Origin of the sequence: Arenibacter antarcticus (assembly GCF_041320605.1) — a bacterium.
Classification (GTDB): Bacteria; Bacteroidota; Bacteroidia; order Flavobacteriales; family Flavobacteriaceae; genus Arenibacter; species Arenibacter antarcticus.
Genome location: NZ_CP166679.1, coordinates 1,048,899 through 1,069,439 on the forward strand (window position 1 = coordinate 1,048,899; position 20,541 = coordinate 1,069,439).

General features: G+C 38.0%; 20 protein-coding genes and 1 tRNA gene. 14 read left to right on the plus strand and 7 right to left on the minus strand.

The genetic code is table 11. From position 1 onward, the window contains the following. Positions 1-39: 39 nt before the first annotated feature. Positions 40-1,395 (minus strand): HTTM domain-containing protein, encoded by a 1,356-nt coding sequence (locus tag KCTC52924_RS04370; protein WP_251806993.1) that lies wholly within the window; start codon positions 1,393-1,395, stop codon positions 40-42. Further along, positions 1,395-2,321 (minus strand): bifunctional riboflavin kinase/FAD synthetase, encoded by a 927-nt coding sequence (locus KCTC52924_RS04375; RefSeq protein WP_251806992.1) that lies wholly within the window; start codon positions 2,319-2,321, stop codon positions 1,395-1,397. The genes KCTC52924_RS04370 and KCTC52924_RS04375 overlap by 1 nt, the downstream gene beginning before the upstream one ends. 52 nt (positions 2,322-2,373) lie before the next feature. On the opposite strand from KCTC52924_RS04375, the gene KCTC52924_RS04380 reads away from it, so the two are divergent. Then, positions 2,374-6,147, plus strand: a complete 3,774-nt coding sequence (locus tag KCTC52924_RS04380) for a reprolysin-like metallopeptidase (protein ID WP_251806990.1) — start codon at positions 2,374-2,376, stop codon at positions 6,145-6,147. A gap of 4 nt (positions 6,148-6,151) precedes the next feature. Continuing rightward, on the plus strand, positions 6,152-6,835 hold the full coding sequence (locus KCTC52924_RS04385) for a hypothetical protein (RefSeq protein WP_251806989.1): 684 nt from the start codon (positions 6,152-6,154) through the stop codon (positions 6,833-6,835). A gap of 12 nt (positions 6,836-6,847) precedes the next feature. On the opposite strand, the gene pth is transcribed toward KCTC52924_RS04385, so the two are convergent. The 3 genes from pth to KCTC52924_RS04400 form a co-directional block, all read right to left on the minus strand. Continuing rightward, the gene (gene pth, locus KCTC52924_RS04390; protein WP_251806988.1) at positions 6,848-7,477 is read right to left on the minus strand and encodes an aminoacyl-tRNA hydrolase; all 630 of its coding nucleotides are present in this window, start codon (positions 7,475-7,477) and stop codon (positions 6,848-6,850) included. Positions 7,478-7,553: 76 nt separating this feature from the next. Continuing rightward, positions 7,554-8,168: a 50S ribosomal protein L25/general stress protein Ctc gene (locus KCTC52924_RS04395; protein ID WP_251806987.1), complete on the minus strand. Its 615-nt coding sequence runs from the start codon at positions 8,166-8,168 to the stop codon at positions 7,554-7,556. Positions 8,169-8,209: 41 nt separating this feature from the next. After that, on the minus strand, positions 8,210-9,151 hold the full coding sequence (locus KCTC52924_RS04400; RefSeq protein ID WP_251806986.1) for a ribose-phosphate pyrophosphokinase: 942 nt from the start codon (positions 9,149-9,151) through the stop codon (positions 8,210-8,212). A 149-nt stretch (positions 9,152-9,300) separates the two neighbouring features. Between KCTC52924_RS04400 and KCTC52924_RS04405 the strand changes: the two genes are divergently transcribed. Then, positions 9,301-9,382: transfer RNA gene (locus KCTC52924_RS04405), tRNA-Leu, on the plus strand. Between the two features lie 333 nt (positions 9,383-9,715). Here KCTC52924_RS04405 and KCTC52924_RS04410 read toward each other — a convergent pair. After that, positions 9,716-10,285, minus strand: a complete 570-nt coding sequence (locus KCTC52924_RS04410) for a recombinase family protein (protein ID WP_251806985.1) — start codon at positions 10,283-10,285, stop codon at positions 9,716-9,718. 177 nt (positions 10,286-10,462) lie between these two features. Here KCTC52924_RS04410 and KCTC52924_RS04415 point away from each other — a divergent pair, with 177 nt between their 5' ends. From KCTC52924_RS04415 to KCTC52924_RS04450, 8 genes are all read left to right on the plus strand, one after another. Further along, on the plus strand, positions 10,463-11,260 hold the full coding sequence (locus tag KCTC52924_RS04415; RefSeq protein ID WP_251806984.1) for a helix-turn-helix domain-containing protein: 798 nt from the start codon (positions 10,463-10,465) through the stop codon (positions 11,258-11,260). A 73-nt stretch (positions 11,261-11,333) separates the two neighbouring features. Beyond that, positions 11,334-12,284, plus strand: coding sequence for a nitrilase family protein (locus KCTC52924_RS04420; protein ID WP_251806983.1), 951 nt, complete (start codon positions 11,334-11,336; stop codon positions 12,282-12,284). A gap of 153 nt (positions 12,285-12,437) precedes the next feature. Then, positions 12,438-12,806 carry a metalloregulator ArsR/SmtB family transcription factor gene (locus KCTC52924_RS04425; RefSeq protein WP_117019784.1) on the plus strand — a complete coding sequence of 123 codons (369 nt, stop codon included), beginning with the start codon at positions 12,438-12,440 and terminating at the stop codon, positions 12,804-12,806. Positions 12,807-12,809: 3 nt separating this feature from the next. Next, positions 12,810-13,403, plus strand: a complete 594-nt coding sequence (merTP, locus tag KCTC52924_RS04430) for a mercuric transport protein MerTP (RefSeq protein ID WP_251806982.1) — start codon at positions 12,810-12,812, stop codon at positions 13,401-13,403. Further along, entirely contained in the window at positions 13,403-13,609 is a 207-nt protein-coding gene (locus KCTC52924_RS04435) for a GDCCVxC domain-containing (seleno)protein (protein ID WP_117019782.1), read from the plus strand. The genes merTP and KCTC52924_RS04435 overlap by 1 nt, the downstream gene beginning before the upstream one ends. Positions 13,610-13,644: 35 nt before the next feature. Beyond that, positions 13,645-14,055 carry a Fur family transcriptional regulator gene (locus KCTC52924_RS04440; protein ID WP_117019781.1) on the plus strand — a complete coding sequence of 137 codons (411 nt, stop codon included), beginning with the start codon at positions 13,645-13,647 and terminating at the stop codon, positions 14,053-14,055. Positions 14,056-14,122: 67 nt separating this feature from the next. After that, positions 14,123-16,306, plus strand: coding sequence for a TonB-dependent receptor (locus KCTC52924_RS04445; RefSeq protein ID WP_251806980.1), 2,184 nt, complete (start codon positions 14,123-14,125; stop codon positions 16,304-16,306). A 1-nt stretch (position 16,307) separates the two neighbouring features. Next, positions 16,308-17,102, plus strand: coding sequence for a cation transporter (locus KCTC52924_RS04450; RefSeq protein ID WP_251806979.1), 795 nt, complete (start codon positions 16,308-16,310; stop codon positions 17,100-17,102). Between the two features lie 373 nt (positions 17,103-17,475). Here KCTC52924_RS04450 and KCTC52924_RS04455 read toward each other — a convergent pair whose 3' ends face one another. Next, entirely contained in the window at positions 17,476-18,150 is a 675-nt protein-coding gene (locus KCTC52924_RS04455; protein WP_251806977.1) for a TetR/AcrR family transcriptional regulator, read from the minus strand. A 622-nt stretch (positions 18,151-18,772) separates the two neighbouring features. Between KCTC52924_RS04455 and KCTC52924_RS04460 the strand changes: the two genes are divergently transcribed. The 3 genes from KCTC52924_RS04460 to KCTC52924_RS04470 are packed head-to-tail and all read left to right on the plus strand — an operon-like array spanning position 18,773 to position 20,529. After that, positions 18,773-19,270, plus strand: coding sequence for a mechanosensitive ion channel domain-containing protein (locus KCTC52924_RS04460; protein WP_251806976.1), 498 nt, complete (start codon positions 18,773-18,775; stop codon positions 19,268-19,270). Then, positions 19,263-19,847, plus strand: coding sequence for a hypothetical protein (locus KCTC52924_RS04465; RefSeq protein WP_251806975.1), 585 nt, complete (start codon positions 19,263-19,265; stop codon positions 19,845-19,847). Before KCTC52924_RS04460 ends, KCTC52924_RS04465 begins: the two co-directional genes overlap by 8 nt. After that, positions 19,837-20,529, plus strand: coding sequence for a DUF2490 domain-containing protein (locus KCTC52924_RS04470; protein ID WP_370671508.1), 693 nt, complete (start codon positions 19,837-19,839; stop codon positions 20,527-20,529). The genes KCTC52924_RS04465 and KCTC52924_RS04470 overlap by 11 nt, the downstream gene beginning before the upstream one ends. Positions 20,530-20,541: the final 12 nt, after the last annotated feature.

The window sequence follows — 20,541 nt, forward strand, 5'->3', positions numbered from 1 at the left end:
AACAATTTGCCCTGCCCGATCCACGAAAGAATGATTGTCCTAAAAATGGGTTTCCCCTTCTCCGTTTTCCAAGGTGGAATCGTGAATTTTTGAAGGCAAAATCCATTGGTTATGCCAAAAATAGTTCCAAGGTGTATTGGCTAGATCGGTTTCGGAATCTATAAATGCCCGAAATGGCTTCCCATTGATTCCTACTTTTGAATCGACATACACGGAAACTACCTCTCCCCTGGACTTATATTCCTGTTTTAAATGCTGGGCAAATTGCCATATAAAATCGGGATAACTGGCGGTTTTCCGTTGTTGAGCCTTAGTTAAATAGGCTTCTTGATCTACCAGATAGACATCTCCGGTTGCTTTGTTCACCACTTTAAAGGAAGTTACACCCTCTCTATTGCGCAACATCATTCTCCAGCTCATCCTATGCCCTTCTTCGGTCCACAGCACATCGTCTTCAATAAAATAATGCCGTATAGGAAGAAGCAATTGCACCAAAAAATAGAGTGCCATAAACCATATCATCCATTTTTTGTGCGATGGATTTTGATACTCACTCTCCAAAATAGGCACTTTCTTTTTTAGAAAGATACTCCGGATTAATTCTGGTGGAAAGAAAAATAAGGTAAATGCCAAGGCCAAATAGGGGAATATCCCTATTTGAAAAATAAAGGAATTGAACAGATGAAAAAAGATCGATATTAAAAATGCCCATTTCCTCGTAGGCTTCCAAAGCAACGCCGGAACAATAAGCAGATCGAATAAAATACCCGAAAATCCTATAAACTTATGAATCACCGGATGCTGCAGCAAATCTCCCACTACTGGGTAATGAATTTTGCTTCGAAATAGAATTTCTATGAAACTAAAATCTAACCAATCCCCGTACATTTTAGCAATTGCCGCATAGGTGTACACAATAAACAATTGTAGCACTATGATCCATTTTACATAGGAGAACACCGTATTCTCCTTAATACAGGGATTTCGCTTGGCATCTATGGAGTAATTTTTGTGTGCCGGTAAAAAAAACATGATGCCGGATATCAGCAATAACAGATAATAATGGTTGTTGTAGGCCGTTTTCTGCATTAGGTAAACCCCGGCCCAGAGCAAAGTAAAGGCTAGGACACTAAATCGGTATTTATACCCTAGTGCAATAAAAACCCCAAGGGTGCCCATTACCATAAAGTAGAAATACATTCCGGTTCCAGGCAAGGGCTGTAACCATTCAAAACCAATAAAAGTAAAGGTGAATTCTGGATTTATAAGGTTGCGTTTCACCCATCCAGTAAGGATTGCGCCATAGCATTCCAAGCTAATCAACACTCCAAAAAATATCCGAAAAACCAGTAATGGACTATTGTCGATTTTCTTAAATAGAAATCGATCTAGCATTATTTGGGAATTAACGAGAGAGAGGTTATCCTATCTTTTCGCAACTGCACCTTTAGCGCTTCCAAGGAATTAAATTTATATTCATCCCGTAGGCGATCCATGATATCTATCTGAATCTTCTTACCGTACAGGTCCTGGTCAAAATCGAAAAAATTTATTTCGATGGTACGTTTTGTTCCCGAAACGGTGGGATTTACACCGATATTCATCATCCCGTATACGGTTTTATCGTCTATCACACTACTGACCACATATACCCCATTTTTGGGAATTAACTTATATTCCTCAGCGATGGATAAATTTGCGGTCGGGAAATCGAGCTTTCTCCCTAGGCCTCTTCCCTTTACCACAGTTCCCGTAAGCATATAGCGGTATCCCAAATAATTATTAGCAGTGCGGACATCCCCCTCTTCCAATGCTTTTCTGATTTTGGTTGAACTAACGGAAACATCATCTATTTCCTGTGCCGATATTTCCTCGACCTGAAAATCCATTTCCCTTCCAAAAACAAATAGATCATTGATATTGGCATTCCTATTCCTACCAAAACGATGGTCATAACCGATGATTATTTTTTTTACCTTTAATTCGTTCACTAAAATATCTCTGACGAATTCCGTTGCAGAAAGTCGAGAAAATTCTTTGGTAAAAGGATGAATGATAAGATAATCTAACTCCAACGACTTCATTATCACCATCTTTTCCTCCATGGTATTAAGGAGTTGTATGGAAGTATCTTGTTGCAATACCATTCTTGGATGTGGAAAGAAAGTTAGGACCGTTGATTTTAATCCTAAGACTTTGGCATTGTTTATAAGTCGTTCCAAAATTTTTCGGTGACCTACATGAACCCCATCAAATGTGCCAATAGTAATGGCCGTGGAATGAACTTTGTCGTAATTGGAGATGCTTTGAACTGTTATCACAAATTGAAATAATAAAAAAACTTATCTTTGAAATTGTACTAATACCCTGTTGATGGTTGTAAAATTACGTCTTGTTTTATCAATATCCATATTTTTTCTCAGCTATTACGGGGCAGCACAATCCTCTTATTGGGAAAAGAGGGATTCCTACAGCCGTACCAGCCAGAAACACTTATCACAATTGGAAATTAAGAAGGCTAAGATTTTCACTTTGGACACCAGTGTTTTCCGCAATGAAATAAAGGCAAGCACTTCAAAAAAAGTCAAAAAAGTTCTTGTTTTTCCCGATGAGGATGGCAATCTAATCCCTTTTCAAATAGAGGAATCGGCCGTTCTATCGCCTGCACTTTCGCAAAAATATCCCGAAATAAAATCCTATGTCGGACTTAGCCTTGACAAGAAAGGTGATCGAATACGCTTTAGTGTTTCCCACAAAGGGATCCAAAGTATGATTGTCCATGCCAATGGCAAGAGTGCCACTTTTATGCAAAAATCTTCCCAGTCCAACAATGAGTATATTGTTTACAACAGAGGAGACACCTATATGATGGATACTAATTTCATCTGCGAAACCAAATCGGCTTTAGAAACCGGCAAAGGTATTTCCACCAATAAATTAGTAGACGGTCAGGTATTGCGAAAATACAGGATTGCTATTTCTGCCACAGGAGAATATACAGCCTTTCATGGAGGAACGGTACTCGATGCCCTTGCAGCAATAAACGCCACCATTACCCGTATAAACGAAGTATTTGAACGCGATTTGGCAATCAGTCTGGAAATAGTAACCGATACAGACAAGGTCATTTACACCAATAAGAACTCTGACCCCTATGGCATCAACTTAAATACTGAAGTACAGAGCACCCTAAACACTATTATTGGACCAACGAATTACGACCTAGGACACCTTTTCCATAAGGATCAAAATGGAGGGAATGCCGGTTTTATAGGCTCGGTCTGCATCGATTCTAGAAAAGGAAGCGCATATTCATCGGCCATAACCCCACAGGGAGATGTATTTGACATGGATTTTGTGGCCCATGAATTGGGGCATCAATTTGGCGCCAACCACACTTGGTCCTTTGAATCTGAAGGCACCTTGATACAGGCAGAGCCGGGAAGTGGTAGCACCATTATGGGATATGCTGGCATTTCGGGAAACAACAATGTAACCTTGAGCGGAGACGATTATTTCCACTATTTCAGTATCCTTCAAATTTCGGAATATGCAAAAACCACCAGTTGCAGTCAGGAGATAGCCATTATAAACAATCCGCCCCAGATAATACCCACCAACGGCCATACCATTCCAAAAACAACGGCATTTGTTTTGACAGGCAATGCAACAGATGTGGATGTAGATGACATTCTGACTTATAACTGGGAGCAAGTAAATGACGGTGTAGTTACCCAGACCAGCTTTGGGCCCACCAATCTAAGCGGGGCCAACTTTAGGTCTTTACAACCCAGTGTAAAATCGTCCAGATACTTCCCAAAGCTCAGCAGTATTGTAAGCGGCAACCTTACCCAAACAAATCCGACCACCAATAGCACTTGGGAAACGGTTTCCGATGTAGAAAGAGATTTGGATTTTGCCCTTACCGTAAGGGATAATAGTTCTGGTGGCGGACAAGTAGACTCAGATCTGATAAAGGTGAGGGTCACCAACCAGGCTGGACCATTCCTTATTACTTCCCAGGCTTCTACTGAAACCTATATTGCAGGCACCAGACAAGAGGTGATTTGGGATGTTGCCAATACTGACCAACAACCCGTAAACGAACAAAAGGTGGACATTTATTTTTCTGCCAACGGTGGAGCCTCCTTTCCTATCCAGTTAGCGGAGGGGGTGCCAAATGACGGCAGGCATGAAATACTTATCCCTAGTTTTGCCACACCAACTGCCAGAATAATGGTTCGTGCACACAACAATATATTTTTAGCGGTAAACACCACTAATTTCATCATTGCAGAGTCGGAAATAGTTTTAGATTTCCCCAAGTTACAGTATGAGGTGTGCCAGGGCAACGACCTATCAACTCCCTTTACCTATACAACCTTTGATGGGTTTTCTGAAGAGGCCACCTTTTCAGTCACAGGAATACCTCCCGGATTGGGGGTGGATTTCTCCCCTTTATCCACCGCAGTAAATGACACCCTCGTAGACATTACTTTTTCTAACACCAATGCCGCAAACCCAGGCCTTTATCCCATCACTATAACAGCTACGACCATAAGCCATACCAAATCTATTGTTATCGATTTAAATATTCTGGACACTAATTTTACAGATGTTGTGCTTCAATTGCCTGCCAATGGCGCTACGGATACTGGTATAGGAACCAAATTGGAATGGGAATCTAACCCCAATTATAGCGCCTTTGAAGTGGAGATTGCTGAAGATCCTGGATTTACCACTATTATTGAAACCAACAACACTATTTTTAACACCTACCTAACCAACAGCTTAACCGAAGGGGAAACCTACTATTGGCGTGTTAAACCCATAAATAGCTGTGGGGAAGGCACATTTAGCCCTCCATTTAGCTTTTCTACCATTGATCTGGACTGCTATACGAAAATCGCTTCAGGGCTTCCTATGACAATTTCCTCATCGGGAACCTCTACCACAACCTCCACAATAACTGTATTAAACGACCTGCCTATTGCGGATATCAATGTGAATTTGGACCTCACACATTCGTTTCTTGCCGATTTGGAAATCAGCCTAATCTCCCCATCCGGGACTAGAGTAACCCTAGTTTCAAATTCATGTGGCGGGAACCAGAATATCCTGGCAAACTTTGACGACGATGCCGACAGTTTTATCTGTGGAACAGTGCCAGCCATACAAGGCTCGGTAAAACCTTTAGGATCTTTATCGGTATTCAACGGGGAATCTACTTTTGGAGACTGGATTTTAGAGATAAAAGATATTGCAACCTCTGATGGCGGTGCATTAAAAGCGTTTTCCATGGACATCTGTGTAGAGGGAGTTTTACGGATAGACAATGATAAGGACGGAGTTTTTGACGATGGGGACGACCTCTGCCTGGGCACTCCACCAGGTACTTTGGTCAACCTAAATGGTTGCCCAGTATATATATTCCCGACAGATAATTTTGAGGTGGAAATCAACAGCGAATCTTGTCGCGGAAAGAATGATGGCTCTCTTCGTATCAATGCCGCAATGAATCTCACCTACCAAATTAGTGTTGTAGGAATGGGAGTAACTATCAGTACAGATTTTACAAATTTCCATTTTGAACAAAACTTATCCGCAGGCATTTATACGATTTGCATTGTGGGTACGGACGAGGACAAAACCTATGAGGAATATTGCTTTGAAGCCATCGTTAACGAACCCCCTCCACTAACCGTGACCTCCAAGCTGACACCAGATGGAAAACAGGCCATATTGACCCTAGAGGGCAGCAATGAATATCAGATTGAACTAAATGGTATTCTTACTACATCCACCTCTCCAAATGTAATGCTAGACCTGAAAAAAGGCGTAAATCACCTAAAAGTTTATACCAATATACCATGTCAGGGTGTTTTTGAGGATCAATTTTTACTACTGTATAAACCACAGGCATCTCCCAACCCTTTTAAGGAAGAGGTAAACATAAGTCTGGAGCAGATTACTGAATCCGTAGATGTGGAGACGTATACTTTCACCGGACAATATATTGGAAGAAAAACATACCAGCCCAATAAAGACGGGTTTACGATAGATTTCTCAGGACTACCATCCGGAATCTATATATTAAAAGTTAAGGGAGCCACTGTAAACAGCACCATAAGAGTAATAAAAAAGTAAACCGATGAGATCTTTAGCAATAACAATGTGTTTTCTAGCCTTAATAGCCTGCGGTGGAAAGGATTCTACTAAAGCACCCATTGCTGCACAATTGGCATTTCCACAAAAAAATTCTGAATGTACCACCGGCCAAGATGTGAACGGCTCCAACACCTCTATTGTCGAATTTAGCTGGATAGCATCGGACCATACGGAATCCTATGATTTAAGGGCCACCAATTTAAATACGAATACCACCCAAACGGTAAACTCCAGTAGTACTTCTGCCAAATTGCCAATAGAAAAGGGAAGCCCTTATTCTTGGCTTGTAGTATCCAAGAACAGCAACGTACGGGAAACTGCAAGAAGCGAGACCTGGCTATTTTACAATTCAGGATCAACCACTACCTACGCCCCCTTTCCAGCTGCAGTTGTTGCCCCAAAATCGGGCAGCACTATTTCAAAAGACCTTAATAACCAAGTTTTATTGGATTGGGATGGCGCAGATGTGGATAATGATCTGGCCGGCTACAAGGTGTATTTTTCTACGACAAATCCACCCACTACCCTGATTACCACGCTAACTTCCGGCAAATCGAACCTACAAGTAAGCGTAAGTTCCGATACGGTCTATTATTGGCGTATTGTTTCTTTTGATTTAGAAGGGAATAGCGCAACCAACGCCGTTTCAGAATTTAAGGTGCGTTAAAAATACCTGTTCTTAGGTACCGTTAAACTGATTCATGGTTCTATTAACCCCGGACAAGACAAAAGATCGCACCAACTCTGTTGTCTTTAAATACCGAGTTTTCAATTGTTCCTTTTCTTCTTCACTCCATTCTCCCAGCACATAATCTATCTGTCTTCCTTGGCCAAAGTCGGCACCAACACCAAATCGCAATCTATTATATTCGGTGGTATTTAAATGAGTTTGGATATCCTTTAACCCATTATGCCCCCCATCACTACCTTTTGTCTTTAACCGAATAGTCCCAAACGCCAAATGAATATCGTCTGTAAGGATCAACACATTGTCTAATGGGATATTTTCTTTTTCCATCCAATACCTCACCGCCTTTCCACTGCGGTTCATATAGGTAGAAGGCTTTAGACAGAGAATACTCCTCCCCTTTACCTTAAAAACCCCAATATCTCCCAATTTCCCGGTTTCAAAGGTGAAATCTTCCTTTGCTGCCAGGGCATCTAAAATTTTAAAACCTATATTATGTCTGGTTTCCGCATATTCGTCGCCAATATTTCCCAGGCCTACTATTAAAAATTTTTTCATGATATCCGTTTCATCCAGTAGCATCCCGTTCACCTTAAAAAGCGACTTTAAATAGTGGAACATGGACCTTAGTTTGGAGTTTATAAAAATACAAAAGCATCTGCTTTCGCAGATGCTTTAATAAAAAATTTAATCAGTACTATTCGTTACCAGCTTCAGCTGCTTCTTCCGCTGCTGCTTCTTCTTCCTCTTCATCAGTAAGAACTGCGTTACGTGCCGCCTTAACCTGTACTACAACAGTAGTTTCTGGATGAAGGATAGTAAAGTCGTCATTTAAAAGAGACTCTACTGCAATATTCCCACCGATTTTCAATTTAGAGATATCGATATCAAAGAAATCAGGCAATTTGGCCGGTAAAGCCTTAATGCTAAGTTTCCTTTTTCTAAACAACAATCTACCACCGTTACGAACACCAGGAGAGCTTCCCAATAATCTTACCGGAATATCCATTGTAAGTTCTTTGTCAGCGAACAACTGATAGAAATCCACGTGAAGGATTTTATCGGTTACTGGGTGAAATTGGATATCCTGCATAACAGCATCAAACTTGTTCCCATCTTCCAAATCAACAACAACGGTATGTGCGTTTGGAGTGTACACTAAATCTCTGAACGACAGTTCATCTGCTGTAAAGTGTAATGGCTTATCCCCTCCGTAAATAACGCAAGGTACCTTTCCAGCATTACGCAAGGCCTTTGTTGCTTTTTTGCCCACGCTTTCTCTTTCTGATCCTTTAATTGTAATTGACTTCATTGTATTTATTAAATATTAATTAATTTTCTATCTCTGGACACCTACATTAAAAATTTTGAACTAATGGAAGTGTTATGATGCACTCTGTGCATTACATCGGCAAACAGTTCTGCACAACTGATAACCTTTATTTTTTTACTTTCTTTTTTCAGGGGAATGGAGTCTGTCACAATAAGTTCGGACAAATGAGAATTTTCTATTTTCTCATAGGCATCTCCCGATAGTAGTGCATGGGTTGTAATGGCCCTTACACTTGCAGCTCCTCTTTCCATCATAAGGTCTGCCGCTTTGGTTAAAGTTCCCGCAGTATCAACCATATCATCTGCTAACACCACATTCTTACCTTTTACGTCACCAATGAGTTCCATATGTGAAATTATGTTAGAACCTGCCCTTTGCTTATAACAGATCACTACGTCACAATTTAAAGCTTTAGAATAAGCATAGGCCCTTTTAGACCCACCCATATCCGGGGAAGCAATAGTAAGATTGGGAAGGTTTAAACTTTCCAAATAGGGTAAAAATAAGGTTGACGCAAATAAATGATCCACAGGCTTTTCAAAGAACCCTTGAATCTGGTCGGCATGTAGATCCATAGTAATGATACGTGTGGCTCCAGCAGCTTCCAGCATTTTTGCGACCAATTTTGCCGCTATAGGCACTCTTGGCTTATCTTTCCTATCCTGTCTTGCCCATCCAAAATAAGGCATTACAGCTGTAATATGCCTAGCTGAAGCGCGTTTAGCAGCATCCAGCATAAGCAACAGTTCCATTAGATTTTCCGAGGTAGGATTGGTGGACCCTATGATAAACACGCGCGTCCCCCTTACTGATTCCTCGAAGGAAGGTTGAAACTCCCCATCGCTATATCTGGAAAAAATTACTTTCCCCAATCCTGTTCCAAAGGACTTAGCTATTTTTTCGGACAGTTCCGCGCTTTGCGTACAGGTAAAAATCTTAGGTTCTGGCACTTGGTATGACATTGTTAACGTCTTGTTTTTTAGATTATTGGGACTCCCAATCATAAGGAAGTGCAAATTTAGAAATTTATTTGAGTTGCTAAAGTATAAATGTTGTTATTTTTTGCTGAACTAAAGAAAATATTTTTTACTTTTGCAGTCGCAATCAAAATGCTCGAGTGGCGGAATTGGTAGACGCGCTGGATTCAAAATCCAGTATTTTCGGATGTGTGGGTTCGATTCCCACCTCGAGTACTTAAAGGCTTTGACAGAAATGTTGAGGCCTTTTTTTTTCCCAGGTACAACATAGGTACAACAATTGAACTGGAATTATTTCAGGATGATTTAATAGGAATAATTTTTTTGAAAAAAGTGAATTATAACCAAGTTGTCCTAGTTTGAGCCCAAGCGACCATTTAATCACCTATCAGCTACAGTGAAATTATTGGAAATTTAGGCAATTCGGAAATAAGATGGGTATGCCGCCTACATTTCGAAATCCAAAAATTTGACAACCATTTTGACCATTAAACTTTTTTTTAGCTGTGGACCGATTTAAAAATCCAGGGAACATGGCTTATTGATCTTTCATTTTGAAAGTTGCCTTTCCACCCTATAAAATGAACTTTTACTTATTTTAGCCTTGATACATGCGATACCAATCGCTACATCCATATGGTCGTAAAGATGCTTGGCATAATGGTATTTTTCGATAGTTTCCTGATTTGATCCAGTAGGCCTACCCAAAAGCTTATTACGTTTACGGGCATTGTTCAAGCCAACTTTTGTTCTCTCACTTATAAGATTACGCTCGAATTCGGCAACAGCAGCAAAAATTTGAAGTAAAAATTTACCGTTTGCTGAATTAGTATTGAATTCGGGTTCGCTAAGACTTTTAAAATGCACTCCAGATTCATTGAACCTGTCGATAAGTTGTACCATGTTTTTTAGGGAACGGAATACCCTATCATTTTTATAGGTCAAGATAGTATCCCCTTTTCTCATATACTTCAGCATTTCATTCAAGCCCTTTCTATCGTCCCGAGTTCCACTTGCTATATCCGAATAGATTATTTCGCATCCGTTATTTTTCAACAGATCTATTTGAGATTCCAATTTTTGTTCCGAGGTGGAAACCCTTGCATATCCTATTACCATATTTAGTGCCGTAAAAGGTTAATTAACGAAACTAATAAAAAAGACCAGAAATGGGACAATACCGTCCAAGATTTTCCGCTCTGTGAAAAGTGTCACGTAAATTGGCCCTTTTTATAGGACAGTTGTAATTCTAAAAATTGATTTAATTTTATTGATATATTTTTATCAGGTCATTAAATGCAAATTACTCCGTCTCCATTTTTATCCAATCACATCAAGCACTATCTTGTTTTGGATATAGAATCTGATATACAGAAAAACTTTAGGCACTTCTCAAATGGTCATAACGGAATTGTTTTCGCAATTAAAAAAACAAATTTCAAGGTTTCAAGTACTAATTCCACATTACCTAATAATTATGTTTTTGGGCAAATTTTAAATAATCAAGATTTTATAATGGAAGGTGCACTATCCATCATTATTGTGTTATTCCAACCTTTTGGTCTCTACAGATTTACTGGGATACCCTCAAATGAACTTAAGGGAAAAATAGTGGATGCAAGTCTAATTTTCGACAATGAAGTATTTGAATTGAACGAAAGGTTACGAAGTGAATGCACCATAAATACTATTGTAGAAAATTTGAATTCATTTTTTTTGAATAGGTTAAATAAGAACGAGGACTCTTTAGCGCCATTCCTTCAAAATACCGTCCAACATGTGCTAATTAAAAAAGGTATGGTGTCAGTAAAGCAACTTAGCCTATACGCTTGCACAAGCGAAAGAAACTTACAAAGAACTTTTGCTGGTCAAATAGGGATTTCTCCAAAAAAATTCATTCAAATTATTAAACTCCATTCCTTCTTGGGGCTTATGGGCAGAAAATCAAGTCCCGACCTTTTAACAAGAATCAGTCTTCAGGCAGGATTCTACGATCAAGCCCATCTAATCAGGGAATTCAAAGAACTTACGGGTCTAACACCATCAGCTTACAGGAACGCTGTACCTCTTGCCGTAAATCTCATTTCACTTTAGTACATATTTTGTCGGGTTTATACAATTTTCGTTTTTGCCTACACGATATTTTTGTGTACAAATTATATTTTAGATGGAGGAAATAAATATTGCTGTTGCACAGTTTCAGCCAAAAGATGGGGACAAAACATATAATCTTTCCGTAATCCGTAAACTTACCGAAAGGGCTAAGGCAAAAGGTGCGGACGTAATTAGTTTTCATGAGATGTCGATTACTGCTTATACCTTTACAAAGGATTTAGGCCTTGAAGATATGATGGGTTTAGCAGAGGAGGTGCCCAATGGAAAGAGCACTCAGGAATTAATCAGTATTTCTCAAGAATTCGATGTTCCGATTTTAGCCGGTCTTGTGGAAAAGGAGAACGGTAAACTTTTCAACACCTATATCTGCGTTACTAAGGACGGGATAGTAACAAAATATAGAAAACTTCATCCTTTCATAAGCAAATATATGTCAGCAGGACAAGAATATTGCGTTTTTGAACTTTTTGGTTGGAAATGCGGAATCCTTATTTGTTACGATAACAATGTAATCGAAAACGTTAGGGCCACCAGTCTTCTAGGTGCGGAACTTATTTTTGCACCTCATGTAACCGGATGCACTCCTTCGGCAATGCCGGGCAGGGGTTATGTAGAGGATAGATTCTGGCAAAACCGACAAACGGACCCCGTTTCCTTGAGGTTGGAATTCGATGGCCCAAAAGGTAGGCGTTGGCTTATGCGCTGGCTTCCTGCCAGAGCCTATGACAATGGGGTCTACTATGCTTTTACCAACCCCATAGGCTATGATGGAGAACATCTTAAAAATGGTAATTCAATGATTATCGATCCTTATGGAGAAATTTTGTCTGAAATAAGGTCTTTTGAGGATAACATAACCATTTCAAAAATCACTAAAGAAAAAATAAAGCTATCAGGCGGAAGAAGGTACAAAAATGCCAGAAAGCCCGAACTTTATAAGACGATAATCGGAGCAGAACATGAATCGAATACGACACCAGTCTGGATGTATAAGAAGGATTAAGTTTGTCGCCCAATGATCTTTGTTCCGTAAAAAGAACCATTTTTGGTACTACACCAACTTTATCCATTCGCTCTTTTATGGGCCTTTTTAAGGGACAGTAATTTTAACGTATTTTAGTATTTGCTTAAATACAAAAAAAGATATCTTTATACTATGGAAAATCAACCATGTATAAGACTAGAAGCGAATGCAAAACAGATAATGGACTGTAGGACATCTATTGGGGAATTGGATGGTTCCCTGGCATTGATTTCCGAGGTTTTAAATTTAGCGGGAAACAAAGTTCGCCTTCAGATTCTTTATTTGCTTCAAAAAGAAGGAAGACTATGTGTTTGTGATTTAAGCGATATTTTGGAAATGAACGTTTCCGCAATTTCCCAACACTTGAGAAAATTGAGGGATAGAGATATTGTATACACTACTAAAGAGGCACAGACCGTTTTCTATTCGCTAAATAAGGACAAATCCTTCATAATGACACCTATATTTGAAATGGTAAAGGACAATAAAGTATTGGTATAAAGAATGAAGCACAATAAAAAATTGATAGGCACATCTCTACTTACGGCGACAACGGCATCATTATGCTGTATTTCTCCCGTATTGGCAATGTTGGCCGGAACAAGTGGTATAGCATCCACATTTTCGTGGATTAATCCTTTTAGACCGTACTTGATTGGTCTAACGGTTCTAGTTTTGGTCTTTGAGTGGTATCAACGGTTGCGGCCAAGGACGCAAGAAGAGTTGGAATGCGCTTGTGATGAAGATGAAAAAACATCGTTTTGGCAATCCAAGAAATTCCTAGGGATAGTTACCGTATTTGCGGCCATAATGCTGGCGTTTCCCTATTATTCCTCCGTGTTCTATCCACAGAACAAAACAAACGACACCCCTACCATGTCCAACAATATAAGAGAAATCACGGTGGATGTAAAAGGAATGACCTGCCTAGGGTGCGAAGCCCATGTTGAAAGTGAGATAAACAAGTTGGACGGAATATTTAACGTCAAGGCCGATTTCGAAAAAGCGAATACCGTCATAAAATTCGACCATGCAAAAGTCGATGCAGGAAAGATTGAAGAGGCAATCTTAAAAACTGGATATAAAATAGTGAAGTAATGGAGATACAGTTCGAATCTACGATTTTCTGTCCTAGTTGCGGACACCAAAAAATAGAGGAAATGCCAACAACGGCATGTCAATTCTTTTATGAATGTGAGAGTTGCAAAACGGTGCTGAAACCAAAAGAAGGAGATTGTTGTGTTTATTGTTCTTACGGAACTGTATCTTGTCCGCCGATTCAAGAAAACAAAAGTTGTTGCTGAAAAGACAACACTCTAAAAAATGATATATTAGGAAAATGCAAACGGAAGAAGAAATCCTAAAAATAAAAAAGGTGAAAAATACCGCAGTTAGAACTGTGGTTTTACGCCATCTTTTAAGCCATGAAAAAGCCCAATCGCTAAAGGATATCGAAAACGCATTGGCATATACTGACAGAAGTTCTATTTTTAGAACATTAAAGACTTTTGAGGAAAACAAAGTAATTCACAGTATTGAAGATGGCTCTGGAATGACCAAATATGCAGTTTGCGCTGAAGGTTGCAATTGCGACCCAATAGATTTGCACTATCATTTTTATTGTACTAACTGTGACAAAACGTTTTGTCTTTTCGACATTCCTATTCCCAATATTCAACTTCCAAAAAATTTCAAGTTGCAACAAGCAAATATGGTCGTGAAAGGCTTGTGCGACAACTGCAACAGATAATCTTTGCAATCGAGTTGCACTAAAAGCTAAATACATTTGCAATATTCTTAAAAACCAGAATTAGCAAATGAAAAAAGCATATGTAACTATATTATGTTTAGCATTATCACTTATATCTTTCGCACAAACAAGCGATGTTTCAATTTTTGTTGCCGACACGGAAACCAATCAGCCACTACCAGGAGCGACAGTTTATTTTGAAGAACTTGAAAAGGGAGCAATAACCAATTTTGACGGAATAGCAACGTTTACAGAAATCCCGAACGGAAACCAAGCCGTAAAAATTTCATACGTTGGTTTCAGAACTATCGAAACCACTATTGAGGTTGGTACAAAAAAAGAGTTCTTTTTCAAGCTCGAATCAGGAAGGAATGAACTTGACGAAGTCGTTATACAATCTTCAAGAAGTACACGGACAGTAAGAAAAATTCCAACAAGAATTGAATTTATTGGAGTGGAAGAATTAGGCGAAAAAGCAGTAATGAATCCAACCAATATTTCAATGGTACTTCGAGAAAGTACCGGAATACAAATGCAACAAACCTCGTTAAGTAGTGGAAACACAAACATCAGAATTCAAGGGCTTGACGGTAGATATACTCAGCTTTTAAGAGACGGATTTCCTTTGTATGGTGGATTTTCAAGTGGTTTGAGTATTCTACAAATTCCGCCTTTAGACCTACAACAATTTGAGATAATAAAAGGAAGTTCTTCAACACTTTATGGTGGTGGGGCTATTGCAGGTTTAATAAATATGGTATCGAAAACACCTGATGAAGAACCATCCTTGGATTTTATGCTCACCCAAACACAAGCGCTAGGTAGTACAGCAAATGTCTTTTACAGCGTGCGGAATGAAAAATTTGGAGTCTCGTTGTACGGTTCTGGTCATTACCAAAAAGCGTATGACCCAGAAGATGATGGTTTCAGTAATCTACCAAAAACAACATCGTTGTCTTTTAACCCAAAATTCTTTTATTACCCTTCAGATAAAACAACGTTTTGGATAGGTCTCAATGGAACTTATGACGACAGAATTGGTGGCGATATCACAAAAATTGAAAGTGGCGAAAATGGGATTCATCAATATACCGAAGAAAATCTTTCTAAAAGATTGAGCAGTCAGACTGTTTACGAAAAACAGATGGATTCGGTCAGTTCATTGAACATCAAAAATAGCATCTCATTTTTCGATAGAAAGCTGTCTATTCCCGATTTTAGTTTTGATGGAAAACAAACTAATACTTTCACAGAAATCAACTATCAAAAGGCATCTAAAAAAGCAGATTGGATTATTGGAGCAAATTTATACACATCCAATTTTGATGAAAATGATAATGCAACATTACAACGTGACCAAAGAGACGTTACGTATGGAACATTTGTAAACAACATTTACGACATTTCAGATAATTGGATTTTAGAAACAGGATTAAGAGCAGACTACAATACGGATTTCGGTTTTTTTCCACTTCCAAGAGTCTCCTTGCTTTACAAGAACGATAGCGGATTTTCGAGCAGAATTGGTGGTGGCCTAGGTTACAAAATACCAGATATTTTTACCGAAGAGGCTGAAAATATAAATTTTGAAAATGTTCTCGCAATAGATAAAGCTGCACTTAAAGCCGAACGTTCCTATGGTGTTAATTTTGATGTGAACTATCAGGCACGATTATTCGATGCTGTAAGTTTTAGCATTAACCAACTCTTCTACGTTTCAGCTATCAACAACGGACTATTATTAAATTCTACAGACGATGGATTTTTTACGTTTGAAAATGCAACCGATAAAATAATAAGTAAAGGAGCGGAAACCAATATCAAGTTTACATACAAGGATTTTAGATGGTTTCTAAACTACGCACTCATCGACACAAAACTGAATTATTTAGCAGGAAATCCCCAAAAACCACTCACAGCAAAGCACAACGTGGGTAGTGTTTTGATGTACGAATCCGATAAATGGCGAATAGGTTACGAAACTTTTTACATAGGAAAGCAGTTTTTGTCAACCGGCACAGAAACCACGGATTTTGTTACAATGGGTTTTGTGGCAATGCGCAATTTCAAATGGGGAACAACCTTTTTGAATTTTGAAAACTTTACTGACAGAAGACAAAGCAGGTTTTCACCTTTGGTCTTGCCGCCACACGACAGCCCAGAATTCCCGGAAATTTATGCGCCTACTGACGGTTTTATTTTTAGCGTAGGAGTAATCATAAAACCATTTGGTAACGAAGATGAAGACTAAAATGAACAAAACAATATTTGAAATTACCAAAATGGATTGTCCTTCCGAGGAAAACCTAATCCGAATGAAACTGGACGGAATTTCAGGAATTAAAAATCTTGACTTCGATATTACTAATAGAAAATTAATCGTTTTTCACGACGGACAGACTGACCAAATTGAAAAGTCGATTATCGATTTAAAATTGGGCGGAAAGAAAATTATAACAGAACAGACCGACCAAAAGAACTTTAATGAAAATACAAACCAAAAAAAGTTACTTTGGATTGTACTGGCCATAAATTTCGCTTTTTTCTTAATCGAAATGACAACTGGCCTTATTTCAAAATCAATGGGCTTGGTTGCGGATAGCCTCGATATGTTGGCGGATTCATTTGTATATGGAATCAGTCTTTTCGCAGTTGGGGGCACTTTGACCAAAAAGAAACGGATTGCGAAAATCGCAGGATATTTTCAAATAATACTTGCAGCTTTGGGATTTCTAGAAATATTGAGAAGGTTTTTGGGAAATGAAAAACTACCCGATTTCTCTACTATGATTGTTATATCCGTTTTTGCGCTCATAGCGAATGCATTCTGCCTTTATCTACTTCAAAAATCAAAGAGCAAAGAAGATGCCCATATGCAAGCTAGCATGATTTTTACATCAAATGATGTTATTATAAATCTCGGGGTTATCATTGCGGGTCTACTTGTTCTTTGGCTAGATTCGGGGCTACCGGATCTGGTCATCGGTGCTATTGTCTTCGTATTGGTAGTACAGGGGGCAATACGGATACTGAAACTGGGTAAGTAGTATATCGAAAAAAGAATGTAAATCGTCCCTTAAAACCAACCTTTTATGGAACAAAGACCTTTCTAAAGTCGTTTCATTTATCGGAGTTCTGCAACAGCCACTAACGTTTGAAGGGGCTAATGATGTTTGGTTGCATCTTCAAATCCGGCTTGAATATTCCGGATAAAACTAAGGGGAAATCAAAGGTTTACTATATTTCTACAGTTGGTAAAGACCCAAGTCATCCAAGAATATCTTTAAGAAGAATAGGTTTGCATCTTTCCATAACGTCTGCCTGTGCTTATTCGAAACAAATCCGGGGATTAATATCTGATTAATTTTAACGGAGTTTTCATTTGGCAATTATTCAATTCAAACGCTAAAATTATATCTTTTAATCCAATAATTTGGCTGCAAAATAATTGAGCATTTTTTCTACTTCAGAGTATATATTTTTTTCCAATTCTATATCTGTGAGCTTAGGCAAATGTTTGGCAAAATAGATATGGTTGTTGGACATTTCAAATAAATTACTGGCCAAGGCATACGGATACTCAAATGTAGGTTTGATTTCTAAAATCACCGCGGCAACCATTGTTATGAGCTGTTTGTAATGTTTGAAAATGCCCTTGCCGTTTTCCTCGTCCACTTCTTTTGTTCTATAGGCTTTAGTTCCCTCTGCAATGATCACACTATGAAGTTTATTTTCGTCCACATATTCGGTGCTCGGGTCGTCTACAGACGCAGAAACAAAGGTATGGATGATTATTTCTAGTTTCTTTTTCGGGTTATCAATATTTATTGTGTTTATCTTAATAAGATAGGCTACCCACTCCCAGTACCAGGAAACTAAATAGATGAGAAGCGAGTGCTTGTTTTCAAAGTAACGATAGATTGAAGCTTCAGTGGAACCAATTTCTTGGGCCAATTTTTTAAAATTAAAACCCTCAAAGCCCACGTCCTCTATTAGCAAAATACTGTGTTTAATAATATTTCGACCTAATGGAGAGTCTTGGGGATCTTTTAGATAGATGCCTTCATTTAAAGAAATTTTAATTTCTACCGACATTATGGAATGTTATAAAAAACAAAGCTAAACAATTTAATATAAAAGCAAAGCTCAATTCAAGAGTATGAATATTTTAAATAGAATAGTATTACTATCATATTAAAAAGTATTACTATATTTGATGTATAATTATATAAGAAAGTAACTATTAACACAAACAATTTAAAGACAATGAACATTAGATTGAATATATCGTTAAGCTTGGTTTGCTTGGCAATTTTCACATCATGTGAAAATGTCACAAGCAAAGTAGAAACCCAGCTCAATCGGCTTAACAACAAGGCCAATCAATTGGATTCGGTGATAAATACTGAAATGGATAAGGTTATGAAGCTGGATTCAGTAATAAATCTGGAAGATCTGAAAATTAAAAAACTAGACTCACTTGTAAATGAAACTTCATCAAAGTTTGATTCCATATGGAATGTGCTAAATTGATAACAAATTACGGGTTTGTTTCTCAAATATGTTTAGGTATTTCATCCAACTTTTAAACTTTTGTTTTTTAATATTGACCACAAAACACATAGGTGCATATGGTTCGTTAGAAGAAACCGGCCTATTTTCTTTAGCGCCGCTCGTAAGGATAAAACGCTTACAGCAAGTATAATAAACCAAAATTATGGATAGTACGCAGTTAAAAATAATTGAAACGGCAGCAGTGATTATTGGATTTGTTTTATTGCTAATAGTGACGGCCAAATTAGTAGATAAGACGGTTAATAACAGTTTGGTGAAAAAGGCAAGAGGCAAAATAATCAAAAAAGCGATTAATTTGATCAACCTCTCAGTTTGCTTTATAATTATCTTAATAATTTGGGGAGTTGACCAGTCAGAATTAGCTGTTTTTGTGGGATCTGTTGTTACTGTCCTGGGGATAGCAATGTTCGCCCAATGGTCAATATTGTCCAATATTACTTCCAGTATCATTATCTTCTTCAATCACCCTGTTAAATTGGATGATACGATCACCATATTAGATAAGGACTACGAAACCGAAGGAAGGGTGAGCGATATTGGAGTTTTTTTCGTTATTCTTAAAACAAAGGAAGGAGAACAGATCACCATACCTAGCAATATCTTTATTCAAAAAATGATAAAAAAGAAAGTAGATGACTAAATATTTTATAGCCACTCTCATTATTTTGATTTTTGAAAGTAATTCCAATAATTTATTCGCCCAGGAAAAGTTTGAAATGGAAAGTCGTTTAAAACAAAATGAGGTTCCATCCCATGCTTTAAATTTTATCGATTCTTTAAGTTTGAAGAATAAAGTAAAATGGTATTTGGAAGAAGGGATAGAAAGAAAAAGTATCGAAGCTAAATTTAAAAGAAGTGGAAAAAAACACAGCGTTGAATTTGATACACTCGGAAATATTGAAGATGTTGAAATTGAAATGAAATGGGATGTTTTGCAAAAACCAATTAAAGACTCTATAATTAACCATCTTCAAAAAGACTGCAAAAAACATAAAATTGTCAAAACCCAAATACAATATACCGGAAATCAACTGCCGCTGTTTATAAAATTATTATCTAGAGAACCTACAGAAGACTTGACAGTTAAATATGAAATAATTGCAAAGTGCCGTTCTGAAAAAAGTACAGATTTATTTGAATACCTCTTTACCAATAAAGGACAATTCATTTTGGCATCCCAAATAGTGTTTAAACCCAGCTATCATCTTGAATATTAAAGATTCCCATCTTGCCTTATTTATTTTGTTCATGCTATTTATAAATAGTGCATCGGCCCAAAGTACGTATCAGATCGGATTGTTGCCATCAATAAATCTAAATTATAAATTAGAAAATGATTGGTCGCTCAATTCAAAGATAGAGTCTCGCCAACTAATGCGGACAGGAGAGTTCAGTGGCCTTGCTGAAAGCGATTATACATATGTCCTAACTGACCTTTCAATGATTACCGCCATAAAGGTTGGTCTGAATTCCCGTGTAGCTAGCGGTTATCTTATCAGGGTTCGAGAAGAAAAGTTATTTCATAGATTCATTCAGCAATATACCGTGGTGCAGAGACTTGCTGTCTATAGGTTGGCACATCGTTTCGCAAGCGACCAAACGTTTTCACTGGATGAAAAGCCCGAATTTAGATTAAGATACCGAATAGCTTCAGAAGTACCTCTAAATGGTGAATCTATTGATCCAAAGGAATTTTATTTTAAGTTCAATAATGAATACCTCAATAGCTGGCAAGATTCGGACTATGACCTTGAAATACGCTTTGTTCCTCTATTGGGTTATAACCTTAAAAATAATAACAAAATTGAGTTGGGATTGGACTATAGGGTAAACTCTTTTTTGAAAAATAATACACGTCAAAGTTTTTGGGTGAATTTGAATTGGTTTATCGAATTATAAGAAACTGATAAA